Origin of the sequence: Arthrobacter sp. SDTb3-6, from assembly GCF_013376095.1 — a bacterium.
Lineage (GTDB): Bacteria > Actinomycetota > Actinomycetes > Actinomycetales > Micrococcaceae > Specibacter.
In genome coordinates this window covers 1-23,095 of sequence record NZ_JAAMFN010000026.1, presented here as the reverse complement: position 1 = coordinate 23,095, position 23,095 = coordinate 1, and the positions used below count along the sequence as shown (strand labels likewise).

Sequence of the window (23,095 nt, the reverse complement as noted above, 5' to 3'; positions counted from 1 at the left end):
TGCACCGGCCGTGGTCAGGGCAGGTACGCCTGCGAACCCTTCGCGGCGTCAACGATCCGTTCGAGCATCTCCGGCGCCGTGGTGTTTTCGCCGAGCAGGTTCGGTTTCCCGGTGCCGTGGTAGTCCGAGGAACCGGTCACGATCAGCCCTTCCCGGCGCGCCAGCTTGCGCAGCCAGACGCGGTTTTCCGGCGGGTTGTCCCGGTGGTCGACCTCCAGGCCGAGCAGTCCGGCGTCGATCATGTCATGGAATGTTTCCGGCTCCACCACCCGCCCCCGGGCGGACGCGAGCGGGTGGGCAAACACGGGCACCCCGCCGGCGGCCCGCACCAATTCCACGGCCAGCACCGGGTCCGGTGCGTAGTGGCTGACAAAGTAGCGCGAATGTGAGGTAAGGATGTTGGCAAAGGCCTCGTTGCGGTCGGCCACGATCCCGGCCGCCACCAGGGCGTCGGCAATGTGCGGCCGGCCGACCGTGGCGCCGGGGGCCACGTGCGCGCTGACGTCGTCCCAGTTCAGCGGGTAGTCCTCGGCCAGGCGCTCCACCATGCGTTCGGCGCGGGACAGGCGGGCGTCCTTGGCCTTGGTGATTTCCTCCAGCAGCCCGGGGTCGGCCGGGTCGTGCAGGTAGCACAGCAGGTGGACGCTGATCCCGCGGGACGTCTTGCAGGACACCTCCATGCCCGGGACCAGCCCGATCCCCTGCCCGCGGGCCGCCGCCAACGCCTCGGCCCAGCCGGCGGTGGAGTCGTGGTCGGTCAGGGCAAGGACGTCCAGCCCCGCCGCAGCGGCCGCGGACACGAGTCCCGCGGGGGCCTGTGTGCCGTCGGAAACGTTTGAATGCGCGTGCAGATCGATCCTCACTCCCCCAGCCTACGTCCCGGCCGGGCCAGGCACCGCGCTCCCTGCCTTTGTCCGCGCGCAGCCCCGGTGAGAGACTGGGGGGATGAACCAGACGGAACAGCCCACCCAGCATCCTGAATCCATCCAGCAGCCGCTCGAGGAACGCGTGAACAACCGTTCGCACCGCCCCGACTCGGACGCATTCCGCGCCTTCATGGCCGCCAATTGGGCTCCCGCGTCCACGCAGCTGCCCGCCCGGGCCGAGGTCGCGGACCATGCCGCGCGCCGCCGTCGTGCCATTTCCGAACAGTTCAAGGGCGAGCGCCTGGTCATCCCGGCCGGCGCCCTGAAGGTCCGCTCCAACGACTGCGACTACCGCTTCCGGCCGCACTCCGCGTTTGCCCACCTGACGGGCCTGGGCGTCGACCACGAGCCGGACGCCGTGCTGGTCCTGGAACCCGTTGCCGACGGCGAGGGGGACGACGGCGGCCACCACCACGCGACGCTGTACTTCCGGCCGCTGGCCGGCCGGGACACGAAGCAGTTCTACGCCGACTCCCGCAGCGGCGAGTTCTGGATCGGCCCGCGGCCCACACTGGCCGAGTTCAGGGCGCTGCTGGGCCTGGACACCGTGGACATTTCCGAGCTGGAGGTGGCCATCACCAAGAACGTGGGCGAACCCAGCGTGGGCGGCGTGTCCGTCCGGCTGGTGCGCAAGGTTGACGAGAACATCGACGCCCTGGTGGACACGGCCCGCTACAACACCGCCGTCGACCCGGAGAACATGGACTTTCCCGCGCTGGACGAACTCGATGCGAAACTGGCCGAGGCCCTGTCCGAGCTGCGCCTCCTCAAGGACGGGTGGGAAATTGAGCAGATGAAGATCGCCATTGCCGCCACGGCCGCCGGCTTCGAGGAGATCGTCAAGGCCCTGCCGCGCGCCGTGACCCACCGCCGCGGCGAACGCGTGGTGGAAGGGGCGTTCTTCGCCCGCGCGCGCGAGGACGGCAACGAGCTTGGCTACGACACCATCGCCGCCGGCGGGAACAATGCCACCATCCTGCACTGGACGCACAACACCGGCACCGTGAACGACGGCGAAATGCTGCTGGTGGACGCCGGCGTCGAGGCGGATTCACTGTACACGGCGGACGTCACGCGCACCATCCCGGTCAACGGCCGGTACTCCGAGGTCCAGCGCCGGATCTACCAGGCGGTGCTTGACGCGGCGGACGCTGCGTTCGCCGTCGCCGTCCCGGGCCGCCGGTTCCGCGAGGTGCACAACGCCGCCATGGAGGTGCTGGCCGCGCGCCTGGAGGAATGGGGCCTGCTGCCCGTCGCGGCCGCCGTCGCGCTGTCGCCGGAGGGCCAGCAGCACCGCCGCTGGATGCCGCACGGCACGAGCCACCACCTGGGCCTTGACGTGCACGACTGCGCGCAGGCCCGTGCCGAGCTGTACCTGGACGGCATCATCACCGAGGGCATGGTCTTCACCATCGAACCGGGCCTGTACTTCAAGGCCGAGGACCTGGGCATCCCGGCCGAGTACCGCGGCAACGGCGTGCGGATCGAGGACGACATCCTCATCACCGCCGGCGGACCCGTCAACCTCAGCGCGGCACTCCCCCGCACCCCGGACGACGTCGAAGCCTGGATGGCCCGCCTCTCCGCCTAGCACTCCGCCGCCCCTCCCAACTGGGTCGCACTTGTTACCGTTTTCGCCCGATTTTTCGGGGATTTTTGGTAACAAGTGCGACCCAGTTGCGGTTTAACGTTACGGGCCATTCGGTAAAACTCTTGCGGTGTGCAACACTTTGGAAGTGAAACATCCTTTGCCCGATCCCGGGCCCACCGCAGTCCCACCCAACACCTCCATGCACGATCGCGGGGTGCACGCCCTTGAAATGCTGGCCCGCGACGTTGTCGGCATGACCCTGCACAGCCTGAACGAGCTCGAAGGTCCGCTCACCGGGCCACAGTTCCGGCTGCTCCTGACCCTGGACACGCTGGGCACGGTGCAGTCCTCCCGCGCCGCCGCCGCCATGGGGGTGGCGCCGTCGTCCGTGTCCCGGCTGGCTGAGCGGCTGGCCGCGTCCGGGCACATCGAACGCGGCTCGGACACCCACCACCGCAGCGTGGTGACCCTGGAGCTGAGCGCGCTTGGCAAGGCGGTGGTGGAGCGCGTGACCGGGTGGCGCAAGCAGCAGCTGGCACGCATGGTGGGGGCGGTCCCCGCGGACCGCCAGGCCGGCGTGGTGGACGCCCTGGAACTGCTCTACACCTCGGTGGCCAACGCCGACGACGACGCCCTCGCCGACGCGATGGCCTGGAACCGGGTGGCCCTGTGAGCGCCGGGATCGGCGCCCTGGCACCCGGCGGGCGCACGGGAATGCGGCGGAAGCTGGAGCTGGGTGACTTCACGCTTACCCCGCGCGTGCTGGTGATCACGGCCTGGGCCCTGCTGGTGGGCGCCGCCGGCGCCGCCGCCGCATTCGTGCTGCTGAAGCTGATCGGCCTTGTCACCAACATGGTCTTTTACCAGCGCCTGGCCACGGACCTCGTGGCCCCGGGGGCACACCATCCCTGGTGGCTGGTCCTGTTCGCCCCGACGGTGGGCGGCCTTGTCATCGGCGTGATGGCCCGGTTTGGCTCGGAGAAGATCCGCGGGCACGGCATGCCCGAGGCCATCGAGGCCATCCTTACCCAGGGCAGCGTGGTGGCCCCGAAGGTGGCCCTGCTGAAACCAATCTCCGCGGCCATCAGCATCGGCACGGGCGGCCCGTTCGGTGCCGAGGGCCCCATCATCATGACCGGCGGCGCCCTGGGCTCCATCCTGGCGCAGGGGCTGAAGTTCAGCGCCGACGAACGGAAGGCGCTCATGGTGGCCGGCGCCGCGGCCGGCATGGCAGCGACGTTCAACTCGCCGCTGGCAGCCGTGCTGCTGGCTGTGGAACTGCTGCTCTTCGAGTGGCGCCCGCGCAGCTTCATCCCGGTGGTGGCCGCCGTCGCCGTCGCCATTTACGGCCGCGGCCTGCTCCTGGGCACGGCCCCGATCTTTCCGGTCACGGTCCCCGCGGACCTGCACTACCCGATTTCCGTGAACGCGCTGGCCGTGGTTGGCGGCGTGGTGGGCGGCCTGTTGGCCGTGGTGGCCACCTGGCTGGTGTACCGCGCGGAGGATGCGTTCCACAAGCTGCCTGTCCACTGGATGTGGTGGCCGGCGATCGGCGGGCTGGTCATCGGCGCCGGCGGGCTGATCGAGCCCCGCGCGCTGGGCGTCGGTTACGACGTGATCGACCAGTTGCTCACGGGCCGGGCGACCATGGGCCTGATCGTGGGGATCCTGGTGGTCAAGACGCTGATCTGGTCCCTGTCCCTCGGTTCCGGGACCTCCGGCGGCGTGCTGGCACCGATCTTCATGATCGGCGGCGCGCTGGGCGCCCTCGAGGGTCTGTTCTTCCCCCACGTCTTCCCCGGGTTCTGGGCGATGGTCGGCCTGGCCGCGGTCGTGGGCGGTGTCATGCGCGCGCCCCTGACCGGCGTCATCTTCACCGTGGAGCTGACCCACGTCTACAGCGCCATCCTTCCACTGCTGATCGCGGCCACGGCGGCCCACGCGCTGTCCAGTCTGGTGCTCAAGCGCTCCGTGCTGACCGAGAAAATCGCACGGCGAGGGCTCCACCTGACCCGCGAGTATTCCACCGACCCGCTGGAAACTTTCTTCGCCCGCCAGGTGATGGCGCCCCTGGACCCGGGCCGGCCGGCCCCCGCCCCCGGGGACAGCCTGGTGGTCGACGACGGCGCCACCACCCGGCACGTGGCCTACCTCCTCGCGGAGGACGGGCGGGGCAGTGCCCTGGTGGTCCGGACCGGGGCCGACGGCGCCGTGGAACCGGTGGGCACCATCACGGCATCCGACCTGCTCAAGGCACGCCTCCACGACCTTAACGAAGAACACGTCCGGGTCCGGATTTTTGCAGCCGGCGAGGGCGCCCTCCCCTGACCGGCGCCGCGGCACTGCGCAGAATGCCGATGGGGACTTTTGGGCCTGGATCATCCAGGCCCACAAGTCCCCATCGGCGTCTTCGGCCGCCCCGTCCTGCCTGGTCGGGGCAGGTGGGCGGGACCGGCGTCGGGCACGAAAGGTGAAAGGGCTACTGCCCCGACGCGCCCTCTTCGGGCTTCTCGGGGGCCCGCTGCGGCGGGTTGTCCACGCGGATGCCGTACTGGGGGCGGCCGTCCGGGAGGTCGGGGAACTGCCCGCGGCGCGGCCCGCTCAGGGGTGCCTGGCCCGGACGGTCGTGGCTTTCCTCGGCCTCGGGCGAGTCGGGGACGGGCTGCTTGGGCGTGCCGTAGGGGTCGTGCCAGCCTTCGGGGCGCGCCGGCGGCTGCGCGGGGGGCTGGACCGGCGGCCGGTAGCCCTGCCCCTGGAAGGGGCGGGGCGCGGCGGATTTCATGGGCAGCTGGGCGAGAATGCGGCGCGCGTCCATGGCCAGGTCCGGGGAAACAATGACGTCGTAGTTGCTGGCCAGCACCTGGTTCGTGGAGGTGAAGTCACGCTTGCCGCGCTGGGCGGCGTAGCCGATGATGGCGAACAGCATCCAGAACGCGGCGCCCATCAGTACCGCCGTCATGACGTTCAGGTAGGGCCCGCCCGCACCGGCATTGCCGTCGAAGAAGGAAAGAAGGACCCCGATGAACAGGCCAAACCAGGCACCGGTCATGGCACCGGACAGGGCCACGCGCGGATAGCTGAGCTTGCCGGTGACGCGTTCCACCATCTTCAGGTCGTTGCCCACAATCGAGACGTGCTGGACCGGGAATTTCTCGTCCGCCAGGTAGTCGACCGCCTTTTGGGCGTCCAAATATGAGGTGTAGGAACCGATCGTCTCCCCGGTGGGAAGAACGCGGGCCTCATCCATTGGTCGGGTACGTCCAAAGAGGTTTGCCATACAACCATTCTTCACCATCTACCTGCACATTGGCTGGAGTATCGCTGGCAGTGAAATGCGCCCACACTGCCGGGCGCGCCAAGGTTACGTCAATTCCACGCGTGGGAAGTAGCCTGTAGGTGTGAGCACTCAACCCACGCGCATCTTTGTGGCGCGACTCCTCGGCCTGGACGTCTTTGACCCGTTGGGCGACCGTCTGGGCAAATTGCGCGATGTGGTGGTGCTGGGCCTCGGCCAGCCGCACACGGCCCCGCACGCCGTCGGCATCGTGGTTGAAGTCCCGGGCAAGAAACGCGTGTTCGTGCCGATGACCCGCCTGACGTCCATGGACCAGTCCCAGATCATCTGCACCGGCCTGGTCAACCTGCGCCGCTTTGAACAGCGCGGCGCCGAACAGCTGGTGGTGGGCGGGATCTTCGACCGCAAGGTGTCCCTGGTGGACGGCAGCGGCGACGCCGTCATTGAAGACATTGCCATGGACCAACAGCGCAACGGCGACTGGGTGGTCACGAAGCTGTTTGTGCGCCGGGGCGGCTCGACCTCCCGGCTGCGCGGCCTGAGGCGCGGGCACACCCTGCTCATCGACTGGGCGGACGCCCACCCCGACGACGCCCTGGAGCCGCAGGGCGCCACGCACTTTGTGGCCACCCATGAAGACCTCAAGGCGGCAGACTTCGCCGACGCCCTGCAGGAAATGAGCGACAAACGCCGCGTCGAGGTGGCCAGCGAGCTGCAGGACGAACGGCTCGCTGACGTCATGTCCGAACTGCCGGAGGAAGACCAGGTCACCCTGCTCTCCGCCCTCGACAACGAACGCGCCGCGGACGTCCTGGAAGAGATGGACCCCGACGACGCCGCCGACCTCCTGGCCGACCTCCCCCAGGCCAAGGCGGAGGAACTGCTGCTGCTGATGGAACCGGACGAGGCCAAGGACGTCCGGCGCCTGCTGCAGTACGAGGAGGGCACGGCCGGCGCGCTCATGACGTCGGTGCCGGTGATCCTTCCCCCTGAGGCCACGGTTGCCGAGGCGCTGGCGCACGTGCGCAGCGAAGACCTCTCCCCGGCGCTGGCCTCCGCCATCTTCATCTGCCGCCCGCCGCTGGAGACGCCCACGGGCCGTTTCCTGGGCGTGGTGCACATCCAGCAGCTGCTGCGCAGCGCCCCGCCGGAACAGTTGGGCACGCTCGTGGACAAGAACCTGGAGCCCGTTTCCGACCAGGACAACATCAGCGTGGTCAGCCACACCATGGCCTCCTACAACCTCAACTCCCTGCCGGTGGTCAGCAAGGAGGGCCGGCTGGTGGGCGCCGTGACCGTGGACGACCTGCTGGACCACCTGCTCCCCGAGGACTGGCGCACGCACGACGACAGCGCCGCGATCAGAAAGCTGGGAGGCCGCATTGGCTGAAAAGCACCACGCCAAGGGCGGCGGCCTCGACACGCCCCTGGAGCTGCGGTCCCGGCTCCTGCCCAACCTCGCCGGCGACCCGGACCTCTTCGGCCGCTTTGCCGAACGCTTTGCCCGCTACATGGGCACGGCGAATTTCCTGCTGTACATGACCATCGTGGTGGTGGTGTGGATTGCGCTGAATGTCGTGGGGCTGTTTGGCCTCAAGTGGGACCCGTACCCGTTCATCCTGCTCAACCTGTTTTTCTCCACCCAGGCCTCCTATGCGGCACCGCTGATCCTGCTGGCCCAGAACCGCCAGGATGACCGGGACCGCGTCCAGATCGAGCAGGACCGCACCCGCAACGAGCGCAACCTGGCGGACACCGAGTACCTGACCCGGGAGGTGGCCGCGTTGCGCATCTCCCTGCGCGAGGTCGCCACCCGCGACTTCGTCCGCTCCGAGCTGCGCAGCCTCCTGGAGGAACTGATCAGCTTCTCCGACGACGACGCGGAGCCGGCCCGCGAGCCCCGCGTCTTCCGAAATCCCGCCACCCAGGCCATCAAGACCGTCCCCGCCAAGCGCACCACCAACAACTAAGGCCGCCACCGCATGTCCGCCCCGTCCCCCGAATCCCTCCAGGCCGCCCTCGCCACGGTCATCGACCCAGAGCTGCGCCGGCCCATCACGGAGCTGGGCATGGTCGAATCGGTGGCAGCGGACGACGGCGGCCGGGTACGCGCCGTCGTCCGGCTCACCGTTGCGGGGTGCCCGCTGCGCGGGACCATCACCCGGGACGCGGCCGCCGCCTTGATGGCGGTGGACGGTGTCACGGGCGTGGACGTGGACCTGACGGTCATGACCGCCGAACAGCGTGCCGGGCTGAAGGAAATGCTCCAGGGCACCAACCCCAAGCGCGGCATCCCGTTCAACGAGGAGTCGTCGCTGACGCGGGTCTATGCCGTGGCCAGCGGGAAGGGCGGGGTCGGCAAGTCCTCGGTGACGGTCAACCTGGCCTGCGCCCTGGCCGCCAAGGGGCTGCGCGTGGGCATCGTGGATGCGGACATTTACGGCTTCTCCGTGCCGGCGCTCATGGGCATCACGCAGGCACCCACTCGGGTGGACGAAATGATCCTGCCTCCCGTCGCGCACGACGTCAAGGTCATTTCCATCGGCATGTTCGTCACCGGCAACCAGCCCGTCGCCTGGCGCGGGCCCATGCTGCACCGGGCGCTGGAGCAGTTCCTGACCGACGTTTATTTTGGTGACCTCGACGTCCTGTTCCTTGACCTGCCGCCCGGCACCGGGGACGTGGCAATCTCCGTGGCACAACTGCTGCCCAGGGCGGAGATCCTGGTGGTGACGACCCCGCAGGCAGCCGCCGCGGACGTCGCCGAGCGGGCCGGGGCGATCGCCGTGCAGACAGGCCAAAAAGTGGCCGGCGTGGTTGAGAACATGTCATTTTTGACACTCCCCGACGGCAGCACCATGGAACTGTTCGGCTCCGGCGGCGGCGAGGTGCTGGCCACGCGGCTCAGCCAGACCGTCAACGCCACGGTGGAGCTGCTGGGCCAGATTCCGCTGGATGTTGCGCTGCGGGAAGGCGGGGACATCGGCACGCCGATCGTGCTGGCCAACCCGGAATCACCGTCCGCCGCGGCACTGCTGGACATTGCCGGCAAACTGGCCATCCGACCCCGCGGCCTGTCCGGCCTGCACCTGGGCGTCACCCCGCGCTAACCCCAACCCCCGGTTGCAACCGGGGGTGTTTTCCCCGGCCCTCCCGCGCAACCGGGGCCGTTTTTTGGAACGCCCGGTTGCAACCGGGGGTGTTTTCCCCGGCCCTCCAGCAGTTCCGGTTCCATGCCCCAGCCTGCGACGGGACGCCCCGGAAACGATTGCGCCACATGGCCGGTTCAGCGCTCCAGCCCCTGCGCTCCCTCAGCTTCCATCAGGAACTACGCCGGCGCTCGACCGCCAATGCCCCCGCCACAGGGGAATCAAACAGGTCCGCCACGGCACCACGTCGGGAGCGCTGTCCGGCAGGTGGCAGGTGAAACACCACCTCACGCAGCACGGCCCACGAAATGCCCCACGGGTGCGGGAGCGTTGGAAAAAAGACCCCCGATCGTGCGGGAGGGGCGGGGAAAAGACCCCCGGTTGCAACCGAGCGTCGGTGGGGTCAGGTGGCTTCCAGGTCGAAGGGGGCCCGCTGGCCTTCGGCCAGGCGCTCCACCACCCGGGCGGGCGCGGATGCTTCCACGGGCTTTTCGTCGCTGTCCTTGCCCATCATCGAGGCAATGGCGGCACCGGGGGCCGCCTTGAATGAATTGAAGGCATCAATGTCGTCGTCGTCCAGGAGCGCCTCGCGGATGATGCGCCGGGGATCGTACTGGCGGGGGTCCAGCTTCTTCCAGTCAATCTCGTCGATGTCCAGCCCGGACTCTTCCTTGATGGTTTCACGCGCGCCGGAAGCCATCCTGCGGACCTCGCGGATGAGGTTCTTCAGTTTCTCCACATACCCGGGAAGACGCTTAGGCCCGATCACTAGGACTGCCACAATGACAATCAGGAGCAGCTCGGGGGTATTGATACCAAACACGTTAGGAAGATTACCCTCTCCGGACTAAAAGCAACGATTCCGAACACCCCGTGGCCCGGGCGCCGTTCGGCCTGCGCCCGGGACGGCGCCTAGTGGACACCGGCGATCCGGGGCAGCTTCAGCAGCGGCTTCTTCGGCTGCCGGACATCCCGCCCCCGTCCCGGCGCCAAATCCGCCAGCGACTCGCGCAGCATGGCCCGCCCCCGGTGGATGCGGGAACGGACGGTGCCCAGCTTGATGTCCAGGGCGTGGGCCACCTCGTCGTAGGAGAGGCCTTCCATGTCGCACAGCACGACGGCGGCGCGGAAGTCCGGCGGCAGCGCCTCCAGCGCGGCGGCGATGTCCACGTCGAGGTTGTTGAATTCAAAGGTGCGTTCGGGCCCCGGGTCGGAGCCGGCCAACCGCGACTCGGCATCGTCGGCCAGGGGGTCGAAGCGGATCCGCTGCTTGCGGCGCGCCTGGTCCAGGAACAGGTTGGTGGTGATGCGGTGCAGCCAGCCGTCCAGGGTGCCGGGCTTGAACTTTGACAGTGAACGGAACGCCCGGACAAACACCTCCTGGGTGAGGTCCTCGGCGTCGAACTTGTTGCCGGTCAGGCGGTAGGCGAGGCGGAACACCTTGGCCGAGTGGTTGGTGACCACTTCGTCCCACGACGGTGGGGTCCACTGCGGGTCGGCAGCAGAAACGGCGGGGCTGGGGGCGGAACCCATGTCTGCACCTCTATTCTTGCGGCTTGTGTAAACCTCCCCGGCGAATTGCCACCGGGTTACCATATTGTGCCAAAAGAATCTGGCTATTTGCTGTGCAAAAGGGAAATTCAGCCCACGGCGCAGGCAGTAGGCTAGAGGAATCCACCGCAACAGTTTAGGAAAACAGCACCCATGAGCGCCGACAAGTCCACCAGTTGGTCCTACGCGGAGGGCCTCCCCGTGGAAGACGACGTCCTGCGCCGCGCCCGCGAACGCTCGCATGAGCTGGGCTTGTTTCCCGTCACCCACGGCGTGGCAGCGGCACTGACGGTCCTGGCCGCGACATCCAAGGCGCAGACGGCCGTGGAGGTCGGCACGGGCGCCGGGGTTTCCGGCGTCTCACTGCTGCGCGGGCTGGGGCCCCGTGCCGTGCTGACCACGATCGACCCCGACGTCGACCACCTCAAGGCCGCCCGCGAGGCGTTCATCGAATCCGGCTCCCCCGCCAACCGGACGCGCACCATCTCGGGCCGCGGCCAGGATGTGCTGCCCCGGCTGACCGACGCCGCGTACGACCTGGTCTTCATCGACGCCGACAAGCCCAGCTTCCCCAACTACGTCGAGCAGGCCATCCGGCTGCTGAAGTCCGGCGGGCTGCTGGTGGTCAACGACGCCCTGGACAAGGACCGCGTCTCCGACCCCGCCATCCGCGAAAGCAACACCGTGGTGCTGCGCAAGGTCGGCAAGATGGTCCGCGAGCACGACGGGCTGGTCTCGGCAATGTTGCCCACCGGCGACGGGCTGCTGCTCGCCGTCAAACGCTAGGCACCCGGGACCGGCGCCCCCATTAAACGCCAAGCGGGGCAGCTTGGCCGCCCCGCAGGTAAATCGTTGGTGGTTGACACCGTTATTCGGTCACGCCCACCAGGCACTCCTTGAGGCTGCTGGCCTCGTCTGCGTTCATTTCCACCACAAGGCGTCCGCCGCCTTCCAGCGGGAGCCGCAGGATCAGGCTTCGCCCTTCCTTGGTCACTTCCATCGGACCGTCGCCGGTTCTGGGTTTCATGGCCGCCATCAGGACTTCCCCTTTTCATAGTTCGAACCCACAGGCCTGCGGGGCATTCCCCACATGCAGGTTCGTGTTGTATCGCTCACAACCCATTATTCCGTATTTCCGGTGCCGGGTCCTAATCGGCGGTCCCCCGGGCGGCGCGCAAAAGCCATGGTTCGTCACGGCGGCCAGGCCTGCCCGCTGCTGACGGCCGAATACTGCCACAGCCACACAACCCACACAAGTTGCAGCGCCGTGAACATCACCACCACGGCCCAGCGGTACGCCCTGGCGCGGGAAATGAACGCGGCGGCGAGCGCCAGGGGGAACAGCGGAAGCATCATCCGGAACGAGCTGGACTGCGGGTCCAGGACTGCCAGCAGATAGGCCAGGTACACGGCACACCACACACGCAGCTCGGTGCCGAGGCGCCGCACGGCCTGCGAGTTAAGGTACAGGGCGGCCAGCGCCACGAAAAGGACCGGCAGCAGCGGACCCCAGAACGGGCCCGCCAGCTGGATACCTGCGTCGAACCAGGGCTTGAACAGCACCAGGTGGGTGCCACGCCACGCCGTTTCGGTGTCCGTGTAGGCGCTGGGCTCCCCCGTTGCCCACCACGCGGCCAGCATCCAGGCGAAAGCCATGAACGTGCTGACCGCCAGCAGCACCACGCCGGCGGCCGCTTCGCGCGGCGGGAACGGGTCCCGGCGCCGCCGCACCCAGCGCAGGGCCAGGTGGGCGCCGACGACGGCGGCAAACGGCACCCCTGCCGGCCGCGCCAGGCACAGCAGCACCACCACGGGCACGGCCGCACGGTAGCGGCGCCCGGTGAGCATCAGAAGGGCGGCGGCGAGCAGGAAGGTGCCCAGCGACTCCGCATAGGCCACCTGCAGAACAGGCGACGCCGGGAACACGGCAAAGAACCCCACGCCCCACAGGGACGTGGCCGGCGCGGCAACGCGGCGGAACAGCCGGTAGATGACCAAGGCCGCGGCGAACCCGGCGGCGGTGGCCACCAGCGGGCCCGCCACCACCCACGGCAGCGCGGTCACGGCATTGAGCCCGCGCACCAGCAGGGGGAACAGGGGGTAGAAGGCCCATTGGTTGGGCTGGGCCGTGCCGTCCGGGTTGCGCGGGATGCCGGACGGGTACCCGCCGTCGAAGATGCGCTCGTACCAGCCGGCGTCCCAGCGGTCGATGAAGGTGAGGTAGTCCGGACGGGCACCGGACCAGGGCGATTCCGCGGCGTGGTATCCGGCCCCGGCCAGGATGCCGAAGGAGACCAGCCTGGCTGCGCCGTACAGCAGGGAAACCTTCACCCACCACGGCGCCCGGCGCAGGGGTGCCAGCCACCGGCGCAGCGCGGCGTGGATCAGCCCGTTGACCGTGGAACCGCCCCGCCCCTGCACCAGCGCCCGGCCGGCACCTGCCGTCACGGCCGCGTCAGGGCTTCGGCCACCCAACAGCCGGGCTGGTGGTCGTTGGCCAGGCCCACGGCCTGCATCATGGCGTAGGCGGTGGTGGGCCCCACGAAGGCAAAGCCCAATTTTTTCAGGGCCTTGGCCAGCGCCGCCGATTCGGCCGTTTTCGCCGGAACCGGCCCGCCCGCCGGCCGCGGGGCCGGGGCGTGCGCCTGCAGCAGCGAGCCGAGGGTGGTGCCGTCCGGCAGCGCCAAAATGGCCTGCGCATTGCCGATGGTGGCCTTGATCTTCATCAGGTTGCGCACAATGCCCGCGTCGGCCATGAGCCGCTCGATGTCCGCCGGCCCGAACCCCGCCACGGCCGCCGGTTCAAAGTTGGCAAAGGCTGCCCGGAAGGCGCCACGCTTGCGCAGGATGGTGATCCAGCTCAGGCCCGACTGGAAGGCCTCCAGGCTGAGCCGTTCAAAAAGCTCGCGCTCCCCGGCGACCGGCCGGCCCCACTCCTCGTCGTGGTAGCTCTGGTACAGCTCGTCGGATTCGATGCCGGCCCAGGCGCAGCGCGCCTTCCCGTCCGTCCCCACCACCACGTTGGCCATGCTCAGGATTCCTTTCCAGGCTCGACGCCGGACGCGTCCCCCGGGGCGGCCCTGCCGCCGTCGGCGGGTGCCCCGGAAGGGGCATCGGCGGGGTTCCCGCCGTCGGCGGCGTCGTGCTGTACGGCGGGCACGGCCGCCTCCAGCTCGGCGATCCGCGCGTCCCTTGCGGCCAGTTCGTCCCGCAGCCGGTCCAGGACCTCGTCCACCTGGTCCATGCGGTAGCCGCGCAGGCCAAGGCCAAAGCGGACGTGGTCCACGTCGGCGGGGGCCGGGACGGCGGGCAGCAGCACCGGCGGCAGGCCGGACACGGGCGCTTCCAGCCCGTCCGCGTAGATGTCACCGGCCGGCCGCTTGAGCCCCACCACATACACGGCCACCGCTGCGGCGAGCATGACGGCGAGGAAGATCAGGAAATAGCTCACCCCTCCATGGTGCCAGATCAGCAGTGCCAGATCAGCAGTGCCGGGACAGCAGTGCCGGCTCAGCCCGCGGCGACCTTCGTGCCGGCGTCGCCGGCCATGACCAGGGCCACGGCCTGCTCGGGGGTGTCGGCCAGCTGGATGATGTCCATGTCGCCCGGGGAAACCAGGCCCTCGGCCACCATGGTGTCGCGGATCCAGTCCAGCAGCGGCGACCAGAAGGCCGTGTCCACCAGGACGATCGGGAACTGGGTGACCTTGTTGGTCTGCACCAGGACCATGGCTTCAAAGAGCTCATCCAGGGTGCCGAGGCCGCCGGGCAGGACCACGAACCCCTGCGCGTACTTGACGAACATGGTCTTGCGGGCGAAAAAGTAGCGGAAGTCCACGCCCAGCCCCACCCACTGGTTCATCCCCTGCTCGAAGGGCAGCTCGATCCCCAGCCCGATGGACAGCCCGCCGGCCTCGCTGGCACCGCGGTTGGCCGCCTCCATGGAGCCGGGTCCGCCGCCGGTGATCACGGCAACGCCGGCTTCCACCAGGAGACGGCCCACTTCCACGCCGGTCTGGTAGTGGCGATGGTCGGGCTTGGTGCGGGCGGAGCCAAACACGCTGATGGCCGGTCCGATGTCCGCCAGGGAGTCGAAGCCCTGGACGAATTCGCTTTGGATCCGCATGACCCGCCACGGGTCGGTGTGCGTGAAGTCGCCGCTGGGCGGGGTGGCCAGCAGCCTCGAATCCGCCGTGGACCCTGCGGGCGCGCCTTTCGTCCAGGCGCCGAAGCGCTTCTTCAGGGGACGGGAGGGCCTGCTGGATCCGGTGGGTGCACTCATGCCATAAGGCTACGTGAAACCGGCGCCCGCGCAGGCAGGAAAAGTGTGAGGCAGGTATCAAACGCGTTACGATCAGCGCCGAACCGTGGAAAAGTTTTACCTGCGCGCGGAATCTTGGATAGATTCACTTCATGACTAATCCCGTACAGGCACCTGCCCTCGTGGAGCTTAAGGCCGTCAACAAGCACTACGGCCCGCTCCACGTCCTGCAGGACATCAACTTGCAGGTCACCAAGGGAGAGGTCGTGGTGGTCATTGGGCCTTCCGGCTCGGGAAAATCCACGCTCTGCCGCACCATCAACCGCCTCGAGACCATCGACGACGGTTCCATCACCATTGAAGGTGAGGAACTGCCGAAGGAGGGCAAGGCCTTGGCCGCGTTGCGCGCCGACGTCGGCATGGTCTTCCAGTCCTTCAACCTGTTTGCGCACAAGACGATCCTGGAAAACGTGACCCTGGGCCCCATCAAGGTCAAGGGCGTTTCCAAGGCCGACGCCGAGAAGCAGGCCCTTGCGCTGTTGGAGCGCGTTGGCGTGGGCCACCAGGCGGCCAAGCTGCCCGCCCAGCTTTCCGGCGGGCAGCAGCAGCGCGTGGCCATTGCGCGTGCCTTGGCCATGAAGCCCAAGGTGATGCTCTTTGACGAGCCCACCAGCGCCCTGGACCCGGAAATGATCAACGAGGTCCTGGACGTCATGGTGGAACTGGCCCGGGAAGGCATGACCATGGTGGTGGTCACCCACGAGATGGGGTTTGCGCGCAAGGCCGCGGACCGGGTCGTGTTCATGGCCGACGGCCAAATCGTGGAGGAAGCGACACCCGACGAATTCTTCACCAACCCGCAGAGCTCCCGTGCCAAGGACTTCCTCTCCAAGATCCTGACCAACGGCTGAGCCCCCTCCCCCTTGGGTAGTTCCACCACACTCAATATTCCACTCGCACCAGCGGCCCGACGGCCGTTTATGAAAGGAACCCCATGAAGAACTTCTTCATTCGAAAAAGCCTCAGCGTTGCGGCGATTGCCGCAGCTGCGGCCCTGGCCCTCTCCGCCTGTGGCGGCGGCGGCGCCGGCGGCAGCAGCAGTGACGCCGCAGCCGGCCCCAACTTTGACGTCGCCAAGACCGTCGCCCTGACCGGCAGCCCCACGTATGACAAGATCAAGTCTGCCGGCAGCATCCGCATCGGCGTCAAGGAAGACCAGCCGGGCCTGGGCTACCTGGATGCCGCAACGGGCGAGCGCAGCGGCTTCGACATTGAGATTGCCACCTGGATGGCGGCCTCGCTCGGCATCCCCAAGGACAAGATCCAGTTCAAGGCCATTCCCTCCGCCAACCGTGAGTCGGCCCTGGCCAACGGCGACGTGGACCTCTACGTGGGCACCTACTCCATCACGGACAAGCGCAAGAAGCTGGTCGACTTTGCCGGCCCCTACTTCATCACGGGCCAGGGCCTGCTGGTGACGAAGGACAACACGTCCATCAAGAGCGAGAAGGACCTGGACGGGAAGAAGGTGTGCTCCGCCACCGGTTCCACGCCCATCCAGAACATCCGCCAGAACTTCCCCAAGGCCATCCCGGTGGAGTTTGACATCTATTCCAAGTGTGTCGATGCGCTCAAGAGCGGCAGCGTTGACGCCGTCACCACGGACCAGGCGATCCTGCTCGGCTTTGCCTCATCACAGGACGGCCTGAAAGTCGTGGGCAAGCCCTTCACGGTTGAGAAGTACGGCGTCGGCCTGCCGCTGGGCGACACCGCGATGCGCACCTTCCTGGACAAGACGCTGACCGACGGCGGCGCGACGTGGACGAAGATCTACGACGACACCCTGGGCAAGTCCGGCACCAAGGTTGAGCAGCCGAAGGTTGAGCAGTCCTAACCGTCCTTGTCCCGGTGGCGGCGCCCCGGCAGGGCCTTGACGGCCGTGCCGGGGAGCCGCCACCGTCCCTTTTCCTTTCGACAATTCACTGAAAGCGATCCCGCACCGTGAATGTAATTATTGACAACAGCGACCTCTTCCTGACGGGGTTCAAGAACACCGGGATCCTCTTTGCCATCTCGGCGTTTTTTGCCCTGATCCTGGGCACCGTTGTGGCCGGCATGAGGGTTTCCCCCGCGCCTGCGATGCGCGCTGCCGGCACGTTTTACGTCAACGTGGTCCGCAATACGCCGCTGACGCTGATCCTGGCCTTCTTTGCGCTCGGCTACCCGAAGCTGGACCTGCCGGAAATCAGCTTCATGAACGCCGCCATCATCGGCCTCTCCCTCTATACGGCAACATACGTGTCCGAGGCCATCCGCTCGGGCATCAACACCGTCTCGGTGGGCCAGTCCGAGGCGGCCCGCGCCATCGGCCTGCCGTTCATGCAGACCCTGACCCTGATCGTGCTGCCGCAGGCCTTCCGCTCGGTTGTCCCGCCCCTTTTCAGCGTGTTCATCGCCCTGCTGAAAAACACAACCGTGGCCGCCGGTTTTTCCGTGCTTGAGGCCGGCGCCATCCGCGCCTACCTCAGTGAACGCGGCGAGCCGCTGCTGCCGGGCCTGCTGTGGGTGGCCCTGATCTTTGTGGTGCTGGTGCTGGGCATCCTGACACCGCTGCAACGCTACCTCGAGAAGAAGTGGAGGGTGGCCCGATGAGTTCGGTGCTCTTTGACGTGCCCGGCCCCAAGGCCCGCACCCGCAATTCCTACCTCAACATCGCCACCGTCATCGTGGTGGTCGGCATCATTGCCTTCATCCTGTTCCGGTTCTACGAGTCCGGCCAGTTCACGGCCAAGAAGTGGGAAATCTTCACCTTCCCCCGGGTCCAGGAGCAATTCCTCAACGCCATCGGGGCAACCCTGGTTGCGTTTGCCTGGGCCGCGGTCGGCAGCCTGGTCCTGGGCATCGTGCTCGCCTTTGGCCGCCTGGCGGACTCCTCGTGGGTCCGGCTCCCGGCGTACTGGTTCACCGAGCTGTTCCGCGCCATACCCGTCCTGATCCTGATGATGATCATGTACTACGGCCTGCCGTCCGCCGGCGTCAAGGGCATCACGCCGTTCATCGCCGTCGTGGTGGGGCTGATCCTGTACAACGGCTCGGTCCTGGCCGAGGTGTTCCGCGCCGGCATCGAATCGCTGCCCAAGGGCCAGCGCGAGGCGGGGCTCGCCGTCGGCCTGTCCAAGGGACAGGTGCAGTGGATCATCCTGCTGCCGCAGGCTGTCCGTTCCATGCTGCCGGTGATCATCTCGCAGCTGGTGGTCATCCTCAAGGACACCGCGCTCGGCTTCCTGATCACGTACAACGAGGTCCTGTACTACGCGAACTTCCTGGGCTCCCAGGGCCAGTACGGCTCCCCCGTGGTCCCGGCGCTCATGGTCACGGCCGTCGTCTACGTGGGCCTGTGCCTGATCCTGTCCGGCATTGCCAAACTGGTCGAATCCAAGATGTCCTCACGCGTCAGGGTCGTCAAGACCAAGGTCGGCATGGCCGGCTGACACCCCGCTCCACGCCCCAAACCCCAAGTAGGTCGCAGTAGTTGCAGAATTCGGCACCGGGAAACCGGTTGCCACCGCAACAACTGCGACCTACTTTGTGCATGCCGGCCTTCTATCCCAGCCAGCGGGCGAGTGCGGCCAGGCAGGCGCGGATGTCGGCGGCGGCGACGTGTTCGTTGTCGCTGTGGGCCAGGAGTGGATCGCCCGGGCCAAAGTTGACGGCCGGGATGCCGATCTCGCCCAGCCGCGCCACATCGGTCCAGCCGTATTTGGGCAGCGGTTCGCGGCCCACGGCCGCCACAAACGACGCCGCCGCGGGCGCATTGAGCCCCGGCCGGGCGCCGGCGGAGGAGTCAGTGCGCACCAGCTCAAAGCCGGAGAGCAGCTCGCGCACGTGGGCCTCCGCCTCATCCGGGGTCTTGTCCGGGGCGAAGCGGTAGTTGATTTCGACCACGCAGGCATCCGGGATCACGTTGCCGGCCGTGCCGCCGTGGATCTTCACGGCGTTCATGGACTCCCGGTAGTCCAGTCCGTCCACGGTGACCGTGGCGGGCTCGTAGGCGGCCAGCCGGGACAGGATGGGCGCCGCTGCGTGGATGGCGTTCTCCCCCATCCAGGCCCGCGCCGAATGTGCGGCCAGCCCGTGCGTGGTGGCCTCGAAACGGATGGTGCCGTTGCAGCCGCCCTCCACCGTGCCGTTGGTGGGTTCCAGCAGGATGCCGAAGTCGGCGTCGAGCAGTTCGCGGTTCTCGCGGACCAGCCGTCCCAGCCCGCTCTTGGCCGCCGCCACTTCCTCGTGGTCGTAAAAGATGAAGGTGATGTCCTTGCTGGGTTCCCGCACGGCCGCCGCCAGGGCCAGCTGGACTGCAACGCCGCCCTTCATGTCCGTGGCGCCACGGCCGTACAACACCTCCCCGTCCCAGGAACTGGGCACGGTGCCGCGCGAACCGGGCACGGTGGGCAACGGGACCGTGTCGATGTGCCCGGCCAGGATGACGCGCTCGGCACGCCCCAGCGACGTCCGGGCAACAACGGCGTCGCCGTTGCGGACCACCTCAAGGTGCGGCAGGGCGCGCAGGGCAGCCTCCACGGCATCCGCGAGCGCACCCTCATTGCCGGAGACGCTTTCAATGTCCATGACGGCGGCCGTCAGGGCGGCCACGTCGCCGGACAGGTCAAGGACAGGGTGGGCGTCGGCCACCTGCGCAGCGGCGGACAGCTCGGAAAGGGCGGGTTCGTCGTCGTAATTCACAGGCCCAGTTTAGCCGGGCCGCGGGAAGGCAAAAGTTTTCGCTCCGGCCGCCGCGGCCTAAGAAGCGGCGCCCGCCCCGGGCCCCTGAGCCATCGGTCAGGTCGCTGACCGGAGGCCGCGGTGATGCCGCTGGGCCGTGCCGGTGTGGGCACCCCGCCGACGACGCATGTTCCGGCACAGTGCGACGGCGGCCACGCACGCCACCAGCTCCGCGACGACGGAGACCACCCCGAGGGGTTCGAGCCAGTTGCCGACGTCGTCGCCGATGAGGGGCAGCCCTGCCGTACGTGAGATGACGTAGGCGGTGACGGCCAGGGCCTCCACCGCGGTGGTGAGGATGCAGGCCTCCGGGGTGCCACGGAAGGCAACGACGCCGGCCAGCGTAAAGCTGGCCGCCGCCAGCAACACGAAAAGGACGCCGATGTAGGGCGCTTCGTGAAGGTGGCCCGGTATGACGGGAATGTGGGCGGCGCCCACCACGACCAGTGCGGCCACGAGCACGGTCCGCAGCGGATTCCCGTGGGACGCGCCCGCCAGCCCCCGTTGGTTCACGGCGGACAAGGGATTCAAGTGTTCAGTCCTTGCTGACATGCGAAGCTCCGATCAGTAGTGGTGCAAGGTATTCAGTGCCACCGGCAGGGCGGGTGTGTCCCCCGGCCCCCGTTGGGGCCGATAACGGGAATGCGTTGCCCGCGCGGTGGCGGGGCCGGCTAGTGTTCGCTCCAGCAGGCCAGGATGGTGGTGGCCATCTGGTAGGCGAATCCTGCCCGTGTCACCTGGTTGGCGCCAACCGTGGCGGTCAATTTCGTGGCGTCCACGTCAAGGGTGAAGTTGTCCTTGGCGAAGACGACGGTGCCTGCCGCAGACTGGTAGCCGGGAAGCCCCAGGTTTGACAGGCCCTTGATGGGTGCGGCGTCCAGCGGGCCGGCCAGCGCCTTGGCGCCGGCAGCGGCCGCCGGGGCTGACGGGAACACCTGGACCGTCATGGCGAACTTTCCTTCCGGCAGTGCGTAGCTGCACGTGTACCTGCCGCCGTCCCATGTGTCGGTTGTCCGGGGCACGGCGGCAAGTCCCAGGATCTTGGTGACATTTGACCTGGCTTCCGTGGAGCACACCATGGCAGCGGCGCCCGGAGGCGTCCCGGCGGCCACAGCGGCGGCCGGCGTGGCGGAGCCCTGGTCCGGGTCCGGCCGGGAGGCAGGTCCCTGCGATGCCGCGGGTTTCAGGCCCACCGGTGCCGGCGTCCCGGCAGCGCAACCGCCCAGCAGGGCGCTGCCCAGCGCCATCCCGGCAAGGAGCGCGATTCTTGTTTTCATGGTGGTTCCCTCCCGGGGTGGGGGCCTTGGTGTTGCGCGGCTGCGGCCCTTGGTGTTGCGTGGATGGTCAGCGGACGGTCAGCACGCCGCGCATGCTGCCGGCCTTGCCCCCGCAGTGGAACGGGTAGCTTCCGGGCCTCCCGGGCGCCTTGAAGCCCACCATGGCACCGGCAGGGACCGTGACGCTGAAGCTGTGGCCGTCGTCTGAAGTGAAGGTATAGGCGGACGGGTCCATGTTCATGACGGTGACCATGGATCCTGGCAGGACCGGCGTCGCGTCCCGGAAGGCGCCGGAGTCAATGTGGATCATCCCGGCCATCGCATTTCCGGAGCCGTTCATGGCCGGGGCTGCGCCAACGGATACGGGTGCGGTGGCCGGTGGAACAACCCCGGGTCCGGTGCCGGTGGCCGCCGCCGTGCCGCAGCCGGCCAGGCCCAGCAGGGCTGCCAGGACACTGGCGGCGATGAGGTTTGTTTGCTTGCCCATGATTTTCCGATCCCCTGAATTGTTTTCCCGCCCGGCCGGGGCCGTGCGGATGGTGTGCCTTGCCGCTGCTGTCCCGTGCTGTGTGGCGGTTATGCCTTGTGGCTGGATACCAGGTGGCCGTAGACGACGGTGTTCTCGGTCCAAACACCTGTGGCGGCGTCGTAGCCGCCGCAGGTGATGAGCCGGATTTCGGCGCGGTTCGTGTTGCCGTAGACGGCCAGCGTGGGAAACGTGGCCTTCTTGACCTCCGCGAGCTTGTCGACCTGGAAAACAGCCACGGTGTGGTCCGCCCGGGTCACCGTGAACTGTTCCCCGTGTTTCATTTCGTGCAGCCGGAAGAACAGGCCCTGGGGTGACGCGAGGTTGTTGACGTGCCCCAGGATGACTGCCGGGCCGAGCTGGCCCGGCGTGGGCGAGTACTTGTACCAGCCCCCGGGATCGCCGGGTTGCCCGCCGGGAACGTCCATGCTCCCATCGGCCGCCTGCCCCAGCGGGACCAGCGCCGTGTGGATGTCCACCGCGGGCACGTCCAGGCGGACCGGAACGGACGCGTCCAGGAGGGGACCGGTGGTGGCCGGCTGCCTTGCGGCCGACGCCGTGGCGGACACGCCCGTGGCTGCCCGGGAAACGGCGGACGGCGCCGACGCAACCATGGTGGCTGCCGGCGCCGCGGCCGGTGCCCCTTGCGGGGCGCAGGCCGCGGTGCCAAAAAGAAGGCCCGTGAGCAGGACCCCGGCCGCCGCGGAGGCAGTGCGGCGCCCGCGGCGGCTGGTGTGCTTGTTCATGGACAATCAGGCCCCCGTCAGTTCGACGCCGTCTTCTTGCGGCGCAGGGCAACAAACGCCCCTGCCGCCACGACCAGCGCGCCGGCCCCGGCCATCAAGCCAAGGTCCGGTGAGGTGCTTGCGCCGGTTTGGGCCGCGGTCTGCACCAGGCCCGTGCCGGGGGCCCCGCCGGGCATGGCGGCCATCTGGGATGCAACAACGGTGCCGCACAAGGCGGGGGACGTCGCGGCAAGCGGCAGGCTGGGAACCAGGTCGCTCTTTTCCTTTTGGGCCGCGGCCGGAAGCGTTGCCGGGTCCAGCCCGTGGACCACCACCACGCCTGTCCCTGCCTTGAGCGCGGCAATGGTGGCGGCATTCATGGTGAAGGTGCGCTGGTAGTTGTAGGAGGCGCCCATGCCGGCCACCTTCAGGTCCAGGGCGGCCTTGTCGCTGGTGTCGCCGCTGCTGGAGAGGGTGGTGCCGATCTTGCCGTAGGAGGCGCCGCCCTCGGTGGTGCTGATGACACCGTCCTTGTTGGTGTCTGCAGCGGCGGTGGGGCAGGTGCCCATCCCGTCGATGTGGATGTGCTGCACGTGCGGGTAGGGTGCGCCGTTGAACGTGGCGGCGAGCCCGCTGACATTCTCGGTGACGGTGGCCTGGTCCCCGGTCAGGGAAATCATCACGGTGCCACTGGCATGGCTGCCGTTGACGGCTCCGAGGTTGGCCTGGTAGGTGGTGGTGCCGCCGTCGGCGGCCATGGCCCCGGCACCGGACATTGTCAATGCTGCAAGGGCCAGTGCCGGTGCAACCAGGAAAGCGGATTTCTTATACATCGTAAAAGTTCTCCTCATCTCAGTGACGGCCCCTCATCGGGCGCGTCAGCTGTGATTCGGAGCACACCGGAAGTTGGATTGGAATGATGGGAACTTTATTTCAGCCGCCCTGGCACTGACGGCCGCACGGTCCGCAAATGGGCGTCTGTAGGGGCCCGGGGAAATTCCTTTCCCCCTTTT

Annotated in this window: 26 protein-coding genes; 11 read left to right on the top strand and 15 right to left on the bottom strand. The window is 68.1% G+C overall.

Translation table 11 applies throughout. The features are described from left to right. Positions 1-14: 14 nt before the first annotated feature. The gene (locus tag G6035_RS13145; protein WP_176617552.1) at positions 15-863 is read right to left on the bottom strand and encodes a PHP domain-containing protein; all 849 of its coding nucleotides are present in this window, start codon (positions 861-863) and stop codon (positions 15-17) included. Positions 864-945: 82 nt separating this feature from the next. On the opposite strand from G6035_RS13145, the gene G6035_RS13140 reads away from it, so the two are divergent. The 3 genes from G6035_RS13140 (at position 946) to G6035_RS13130 (ending at position 4,845) form a co-directional block, all read left to right on the top strand. Next, the gene (locus G6035_RS13140; RefSeq protein WP_176617551.1) at positions 946-2,517 is read left to right on the top strand and encodes an aminopeptidase P family protein; all 1,572 of its coding nucleotides are present in this window, start codon (positions 946-948) and stop codon (positions 2,515-2,517) included. A 145-nt stretch (positions 2,518-2,662) separates the two neighbouring features. Further along, positions 2,663-3,190, top strand: coding sequence for a MarR family winged helix-turn-helix transcriptional regulator (locus G6035_RS13135; RefSeq protein ID WP_176617550.1), 528 nt, complete (start codon positions 2,663-2,665; stop codon positions 3,188-3,190). After that, positions 3,187-4,845, top strand: coding sequence for a chloride channel protein (locus G6035_RS13130; protein WP_218063193.1), 1,659 nt, complete (start codon positions 3,187-3,189; stop codon positions 4,843-4,845). Before G6035_RS13135 ends, G6035_RS13130 begins: the two co-directional genes overlap by 4 nt. Positions 4,846-4,996: 151 nt before the next feature. Here the strand turns inward: G6035_RS13130 and G6035_RS13125 are convergent, their stop codons facing one another. Then, positions 4,997-5,794, bottom strand: a complete 798-nt coding sequence (locus G6035_RS13125) for a general stress protein (RefSeq protein ID WP_176617549.1) — start codon at positions 5,792-5,794, stop codon at positions 4,997-4,999. 121 nt (positions 5,795-5,915) lie between these two features. Between G6035_RS13125 and G6035_RS13120 the strand changes: the two genes are divergently transcribed. From G6035_RS13120 to G6035_RS13110, 3 genes are read left to right on the top strand one after another with little or no spacing between them, the layout of a single operon-like run. Then, positions 5,916-7,202 (top strand): magnesium transporter MgtE N-terminal domain-containing protein, encoded by a 1,287-nt coding sequence (locus G6035_RS13120; RefSeq protein ID WP_176617548.1) that lies wholly within the window; start codon positions 5,916-5,918, stop codon positions 7,200-7,202. Beyond that, on the top strand, positions 7,195-7,782 hold the full coding sequence (locus G6035_RS13115) for a DUF1003 domain-containing protein (protein WP_176617547.1): 588 nt from the start codon (positions 7,195-7,197) through the stop codon (positions 7,780-7,782). The genes G6035_RS13120 and G6035_RS13115 overlap by 8 nt, the downstream gene beginning before the upstream one ends. A 12-nt stretch (positions 7,783-7,794) precedes the next feature. Then, positions 7,795-8,922, top strand: a complete 1,128-nt coding sequence (locus G6035_RS13110; RefSeq protein WP_176617546.1) for an Mrp/NBP35 family ATP-binding protein — start codon at positions 7,795-7,797, stop codon at positions 8,920-8,922. Positions 8,923-9,364: 442 nt separating this feature from the next. Here the strand turns inward: G6035_RS13110 and G6035_RS13105 are convergent, their stop codons facing one another. Together G6035_RS13105 and sigE are read right to left on the bottom strand one after the other, a co-directional pair. Then, a complete protein-coding gene (locus G6035_RS13105) occupies positions 9,365-9,784 on the bottom strand; it encodes a twin-arginine translocase TatA/TatE family subunit (protein WP_176617545.1) in 420 nt (139 codons plus the stop codon). An 89-nt stretch (positions 9,785-9,873) separates the two neighbouring features. Then, complete coding sequence (gene sigE, locus G6035_RS13100; RefSeq protein ID WP_176617544.1) at positions 9,874-10,494, bottom strand: RNA polymerase sigma factor SigE; 621 nt, start codon at positions 10,492-10,494, stop codon at positions 9,874-9,876. Positions 10,495-10,665: 171 nt separating this feature from the next. On the opposite strand from sigE, the gene G6035_RS13095 reads away from it, so the two are divergent. Continuing rightward, positions 10,666-11,298, top strand: a complete 633-nt coding sequence (locus tag G6035_RS13095; RefSeq protein WP_176617543.1) for an O-methyltransferase — start codon at positions 10,666-10,668, stop codon at positions 11,296-11,298. Between the two features lie 82 nt (positions 11,299-11,380). Here the strand turns inward: G6035_RS13095 and G6035_RS13090 are convergent, their stop codons facing one another. From G6035_RS13090 to G6035_RS13070, 5 genes are all read right to left on the bottom strand, one after another. Continuing rightward, positions 11,381-11,548 (bottom strand): DUF3117 domain-containing protein, encoded by a 168-nt coding sequence (locus tag G6035_RS13090; protein ID WP_082369385.1) that lies wholly within the window; start codon positions 11,546-11,548, stop codon positions 11,381-11,383. Positions 11,549-11,703: 155 nt separating this feature from the next. Further along, positions 11,704-12,960 carry a hypothetical protein gene (locus G6035_RS13085; protein ID WP_371131007.1) on the bottom strand — a complete coding sequence of 419 codons (1,257 nt, stop codon included), beginning with the start codon at positions 12,958-12,960 and terminating at the stop codon, positions 11,704-11,706. Continuing rightward, a complete protein-coding gene (locus G6035_RS13080; protein ID WP_176617542.1) occupies positions 12,957-13,541 on the bottom strand; it encodes a DNA-3-methyladenine glycosylase I in 585 nt (194 codons plus the stop codon). Before G6035_RS13080 ends, G6035_RS13085 begins: the two co-directional genes overlap by 4 nt. Before the next feature lie 2 nt (positions 13,542-13,543). Continuing rightward, entirely contained in the window at positions 13,544-13,963 is a 420-nt protein-coding gene (locus G6035_RS13075; RefSeq protein WP_176617541.1) for a DivIVA domain-containing protein, read from the bottom strand. Between the two features lie 59 nt (positions 13,964-14,022). Continuing rightward, a complete protein-coding gene (locus G6035_RS13070) occupies positions 14,023-14,793 on the bottom strand; it encodes a TIGR00730 family Rossman fold protein (RefSeq protein WP_176617540.1) in 771 nt (256 codons plus the stop codon). Positions 14,794-14,924: 131 nt separating this feature from the next. On the opposite strand from G6035_RS13070, the gene G6035_RS13065 reads away from it, so the two are divergent. The 4 genes from G6035_RS13065 (at position 14,925) to G6035_RS13050 (ending at position 18,263) form a co-directional block, all read left to right on the top strand. After that, a complete protein-coding gene (locus G6035_RS13065) occupies positions 14,925-15,683 on the top strand; it encodes an amino acid ABC transporter ATP-binding protein (protein ID WP_176617539.1) in 759 nt (252 codons plus the stop codon). 83 nt (positions 15,684-15,766) lie between these two features. Further along, positions 15,767-16,666 (top strand): glutamate ABC transporter substrate-binding protein, encoded by a 900-nt coding sequence (locus G6035_RS13060; RefSeq protein ID WP_176617538.1) that lies wholly within the window; start codon positions 15,767-15,769, stop codon positions 16,664-16,666. A 107-nt stretch (positions 16,667-16,773) separates the two neighbouring features. After that, entirely contained in the window at positions 16,774-17,424 is a 651-nt protein-coding gene (locus G6035_RS13055) for an amino acid ABC transporter permease (protein ID WP_176617537.1), read from the top strand. Beyond that, on the top strand, positions 17,421-18,263 hold the full coding sequence (locus tag G6035_RS13050; protein WP_176617536.1) for an amino acid ABC transporter permease: 843 nt from the start codon (positions 17,421-17,423) through the stop codon (positions 18,261-18,263). Before G6035_RS13055 ends, G6035_RS13050 begins: the two co-directional genes overlap by 4 nt. Before the next feature lie 112 nt (positions 18,264-18,375). On the opposite strand, the gene dapE is transcribed toward G6035_RS13050, so the two are convergent. From dapE to G6035_RS13020, 6 genes are all read right to left on the bottom strand, one after another. Next, on the bottom strand, positions 18,376-19,464 hold the full coding sequence (dapE, locus tag G6035_RS13045) for a succinyl-diaminopimelate desuccinylase (protein ID WP_371131011.1): 1,089 nt from the start codon (positions 19,462-19,464) through the stop codon (positions 18,376-18,378). Between the two features lie 147 nt (positions 19,465-19,611). After that, a complete protein-coding gene (locus G6035_RS13040) occupies positions 19,612-20,085 on the bottom strand; it encodes a hypothetical protein (RefSeq protein WP_176617535.1) in 474 nt (157 codons plus the stop codon). Between the two features lie 140 nt (positions 20,086-20,225). Then, positions 20,226-20,831 (bottom strand): hypothetical protein, encoded by a 606-nt coding sequence (locus tag G6035_RS13035; protein WP_176617534.1) that lies wholly within the window; start codon positions 20,829-20,831, stop codon positions 20,226-20,228. A 67-nt stretch (positions 20,832-20,898) separates the two neighbouring features. Further along, on the bottom strand, positions 20,899-21,318 hold the full coding sequence (locus G6035_RS19765) for a hypothetical protein (RefSeq protein ID WP_218063192.1): 420 nt from the start codon (positions 21,316-21,318) through the stop codon (positions 20,899-20,901). An 89-nt stretch (positions 21,319-21,407) separates the two neighbouring features. Next, on the bottom strand, positions 21,408-22,103 hold the full coding sequence (locus tag G6035_RS13025) for a sortase domain-bontaining protein (protein WP_176617533.1): 696 nt from the start codon (positions 22,101-22,103) through the stop codon (positions 21,408-21,410). 17 nt (positions 22,104-22,120) lie between these two features. Further along, positions 22,121-22,915, bottom strand: a complete 795-nt coding sequence (locus G6035_RS13020; protein WP_176617532.1) for an LPXTG cell wall anchor domain-containing protein — start codon at positions 22,913-22,915, stop codon at positions 22,121-22,123. Positions 22,916-23,095: the final 180 nt, after the last annotated feature.

What these genes read in the sequence shown, in the direction of transcription:
- G6035_RS13140 (WP_176617551.1), top strand. Translation starts at nt 946, where the DNA reads ATGAACCAGACGGAACAGCCCACCCAGCATCCTGAATCCATCCAGCAG.
- G6035_RS13125 (WP_176617549.1), bottom strand. Translation starts at nt 5,794, where the DNA reads ATGGCAAACCTCTTTGGACGTACCCGACCAATGGATGAGGCCCGCGTT.
- G6035_RS13110 (WP_176617546.1), top strand. Translation starts at nt 7,795, where the DNA reads ATGTCCGCCCCGTCCCCCGAATCCCTCCAGGCCGCCCTCGCCACGGTC.
- sigE (WP_176617544.1), bottom strand. Translation starts at nt 10,494, where the DNA reads ATGGGTTCCGCCCCCAGCCCCGCCGTTTCTGCTGCCGACCCGCAGTGG.
- G6035_RS13095 (WP_176617543.1), top strand. Translation starts at nt 10,666, where the DNA reads ATGAGCGCCGACAAGTCCACCAGTTGGTCCTACGCGGAGGGCCTCCCC.
- G6035_RS13090 (WP_082369385.1), bottom strand. Translation starts at nt 11,548, where the DNA reads ATGGCGGCCATGAAACCCAGAACCGGCGACGGTCCGATGGAAGTGACC.
- G6035_RS13080 (WP_176617542.1), bottom strand. Translation starts at nt 13,541, where the DNA reads ATGGCCAACGTGGTGGTGGGGACGGACGGGAAGGCGCGCTGCGCCTGG.
- G6035_RS13070 (WP_176617540.1), bottom strand. Translation starts at nt 14,793, where the DNA reads ATGAGTGCACCCACCGGATCCAGCAGGCCCTCCCGTCCCCTGAAGAAG.
- G6035_RS13065 (WP_176617539.1), top strand. Translation starts at nt 14,925, where the DNA reads ATGACTAATCCCGTACAGGCACCTGCCCTCGTGGAGCTTAAGGCCGTC.
- G6035_RS13060 (WP_176617538.1), top strand. Translation starts at nt 15,767, where the DNA reads ATGAAGAACTTCTTCATTCGAAAAAGCCTCAGCGTTGCGGCGATTGCC.
- G6035_RS13050 (WP_176617536.1), top strand. Translation starts at nt 17,421, where the DNA reads ATGAGTTCGGTGCTCTTTGACGTGCCCGGCCCCAAGGCCCGCACCCGC.
- G6035_RS13035 (WP_176617534.1), bottom strand. Translation starts at nt 20,831, where the DNA reads ATGAAAACAAGAATCGCGCTCCTTGCCGGGATGGCGCTGGGCAGCGCC.
- G6035_RS19765 (WP_218063192.1), bottom strand. Translation starts at nt 21,318, where the DNA reads ATGGGCAAGCAAACAAACCTCATCGCCGCCAGTGTCCTGGCAGCCCTG.
- G6035_RS13025 (WP_176617533.1), bottom strand. Translation starts at nt 22,103, where the DNA reads ATGAACAAGCACACCAGCCGCCGCGGGCGCCGCACTGCCTCCGCGGCG.
- G6035_RS13020 (WP_176617532.1), bottom strand. Translation starts at nt 22,915, where the DNA reads ATGTATAAGAAATCCGCTTTCCTGGTTGCACCGGCACTGGCCCTTGCA.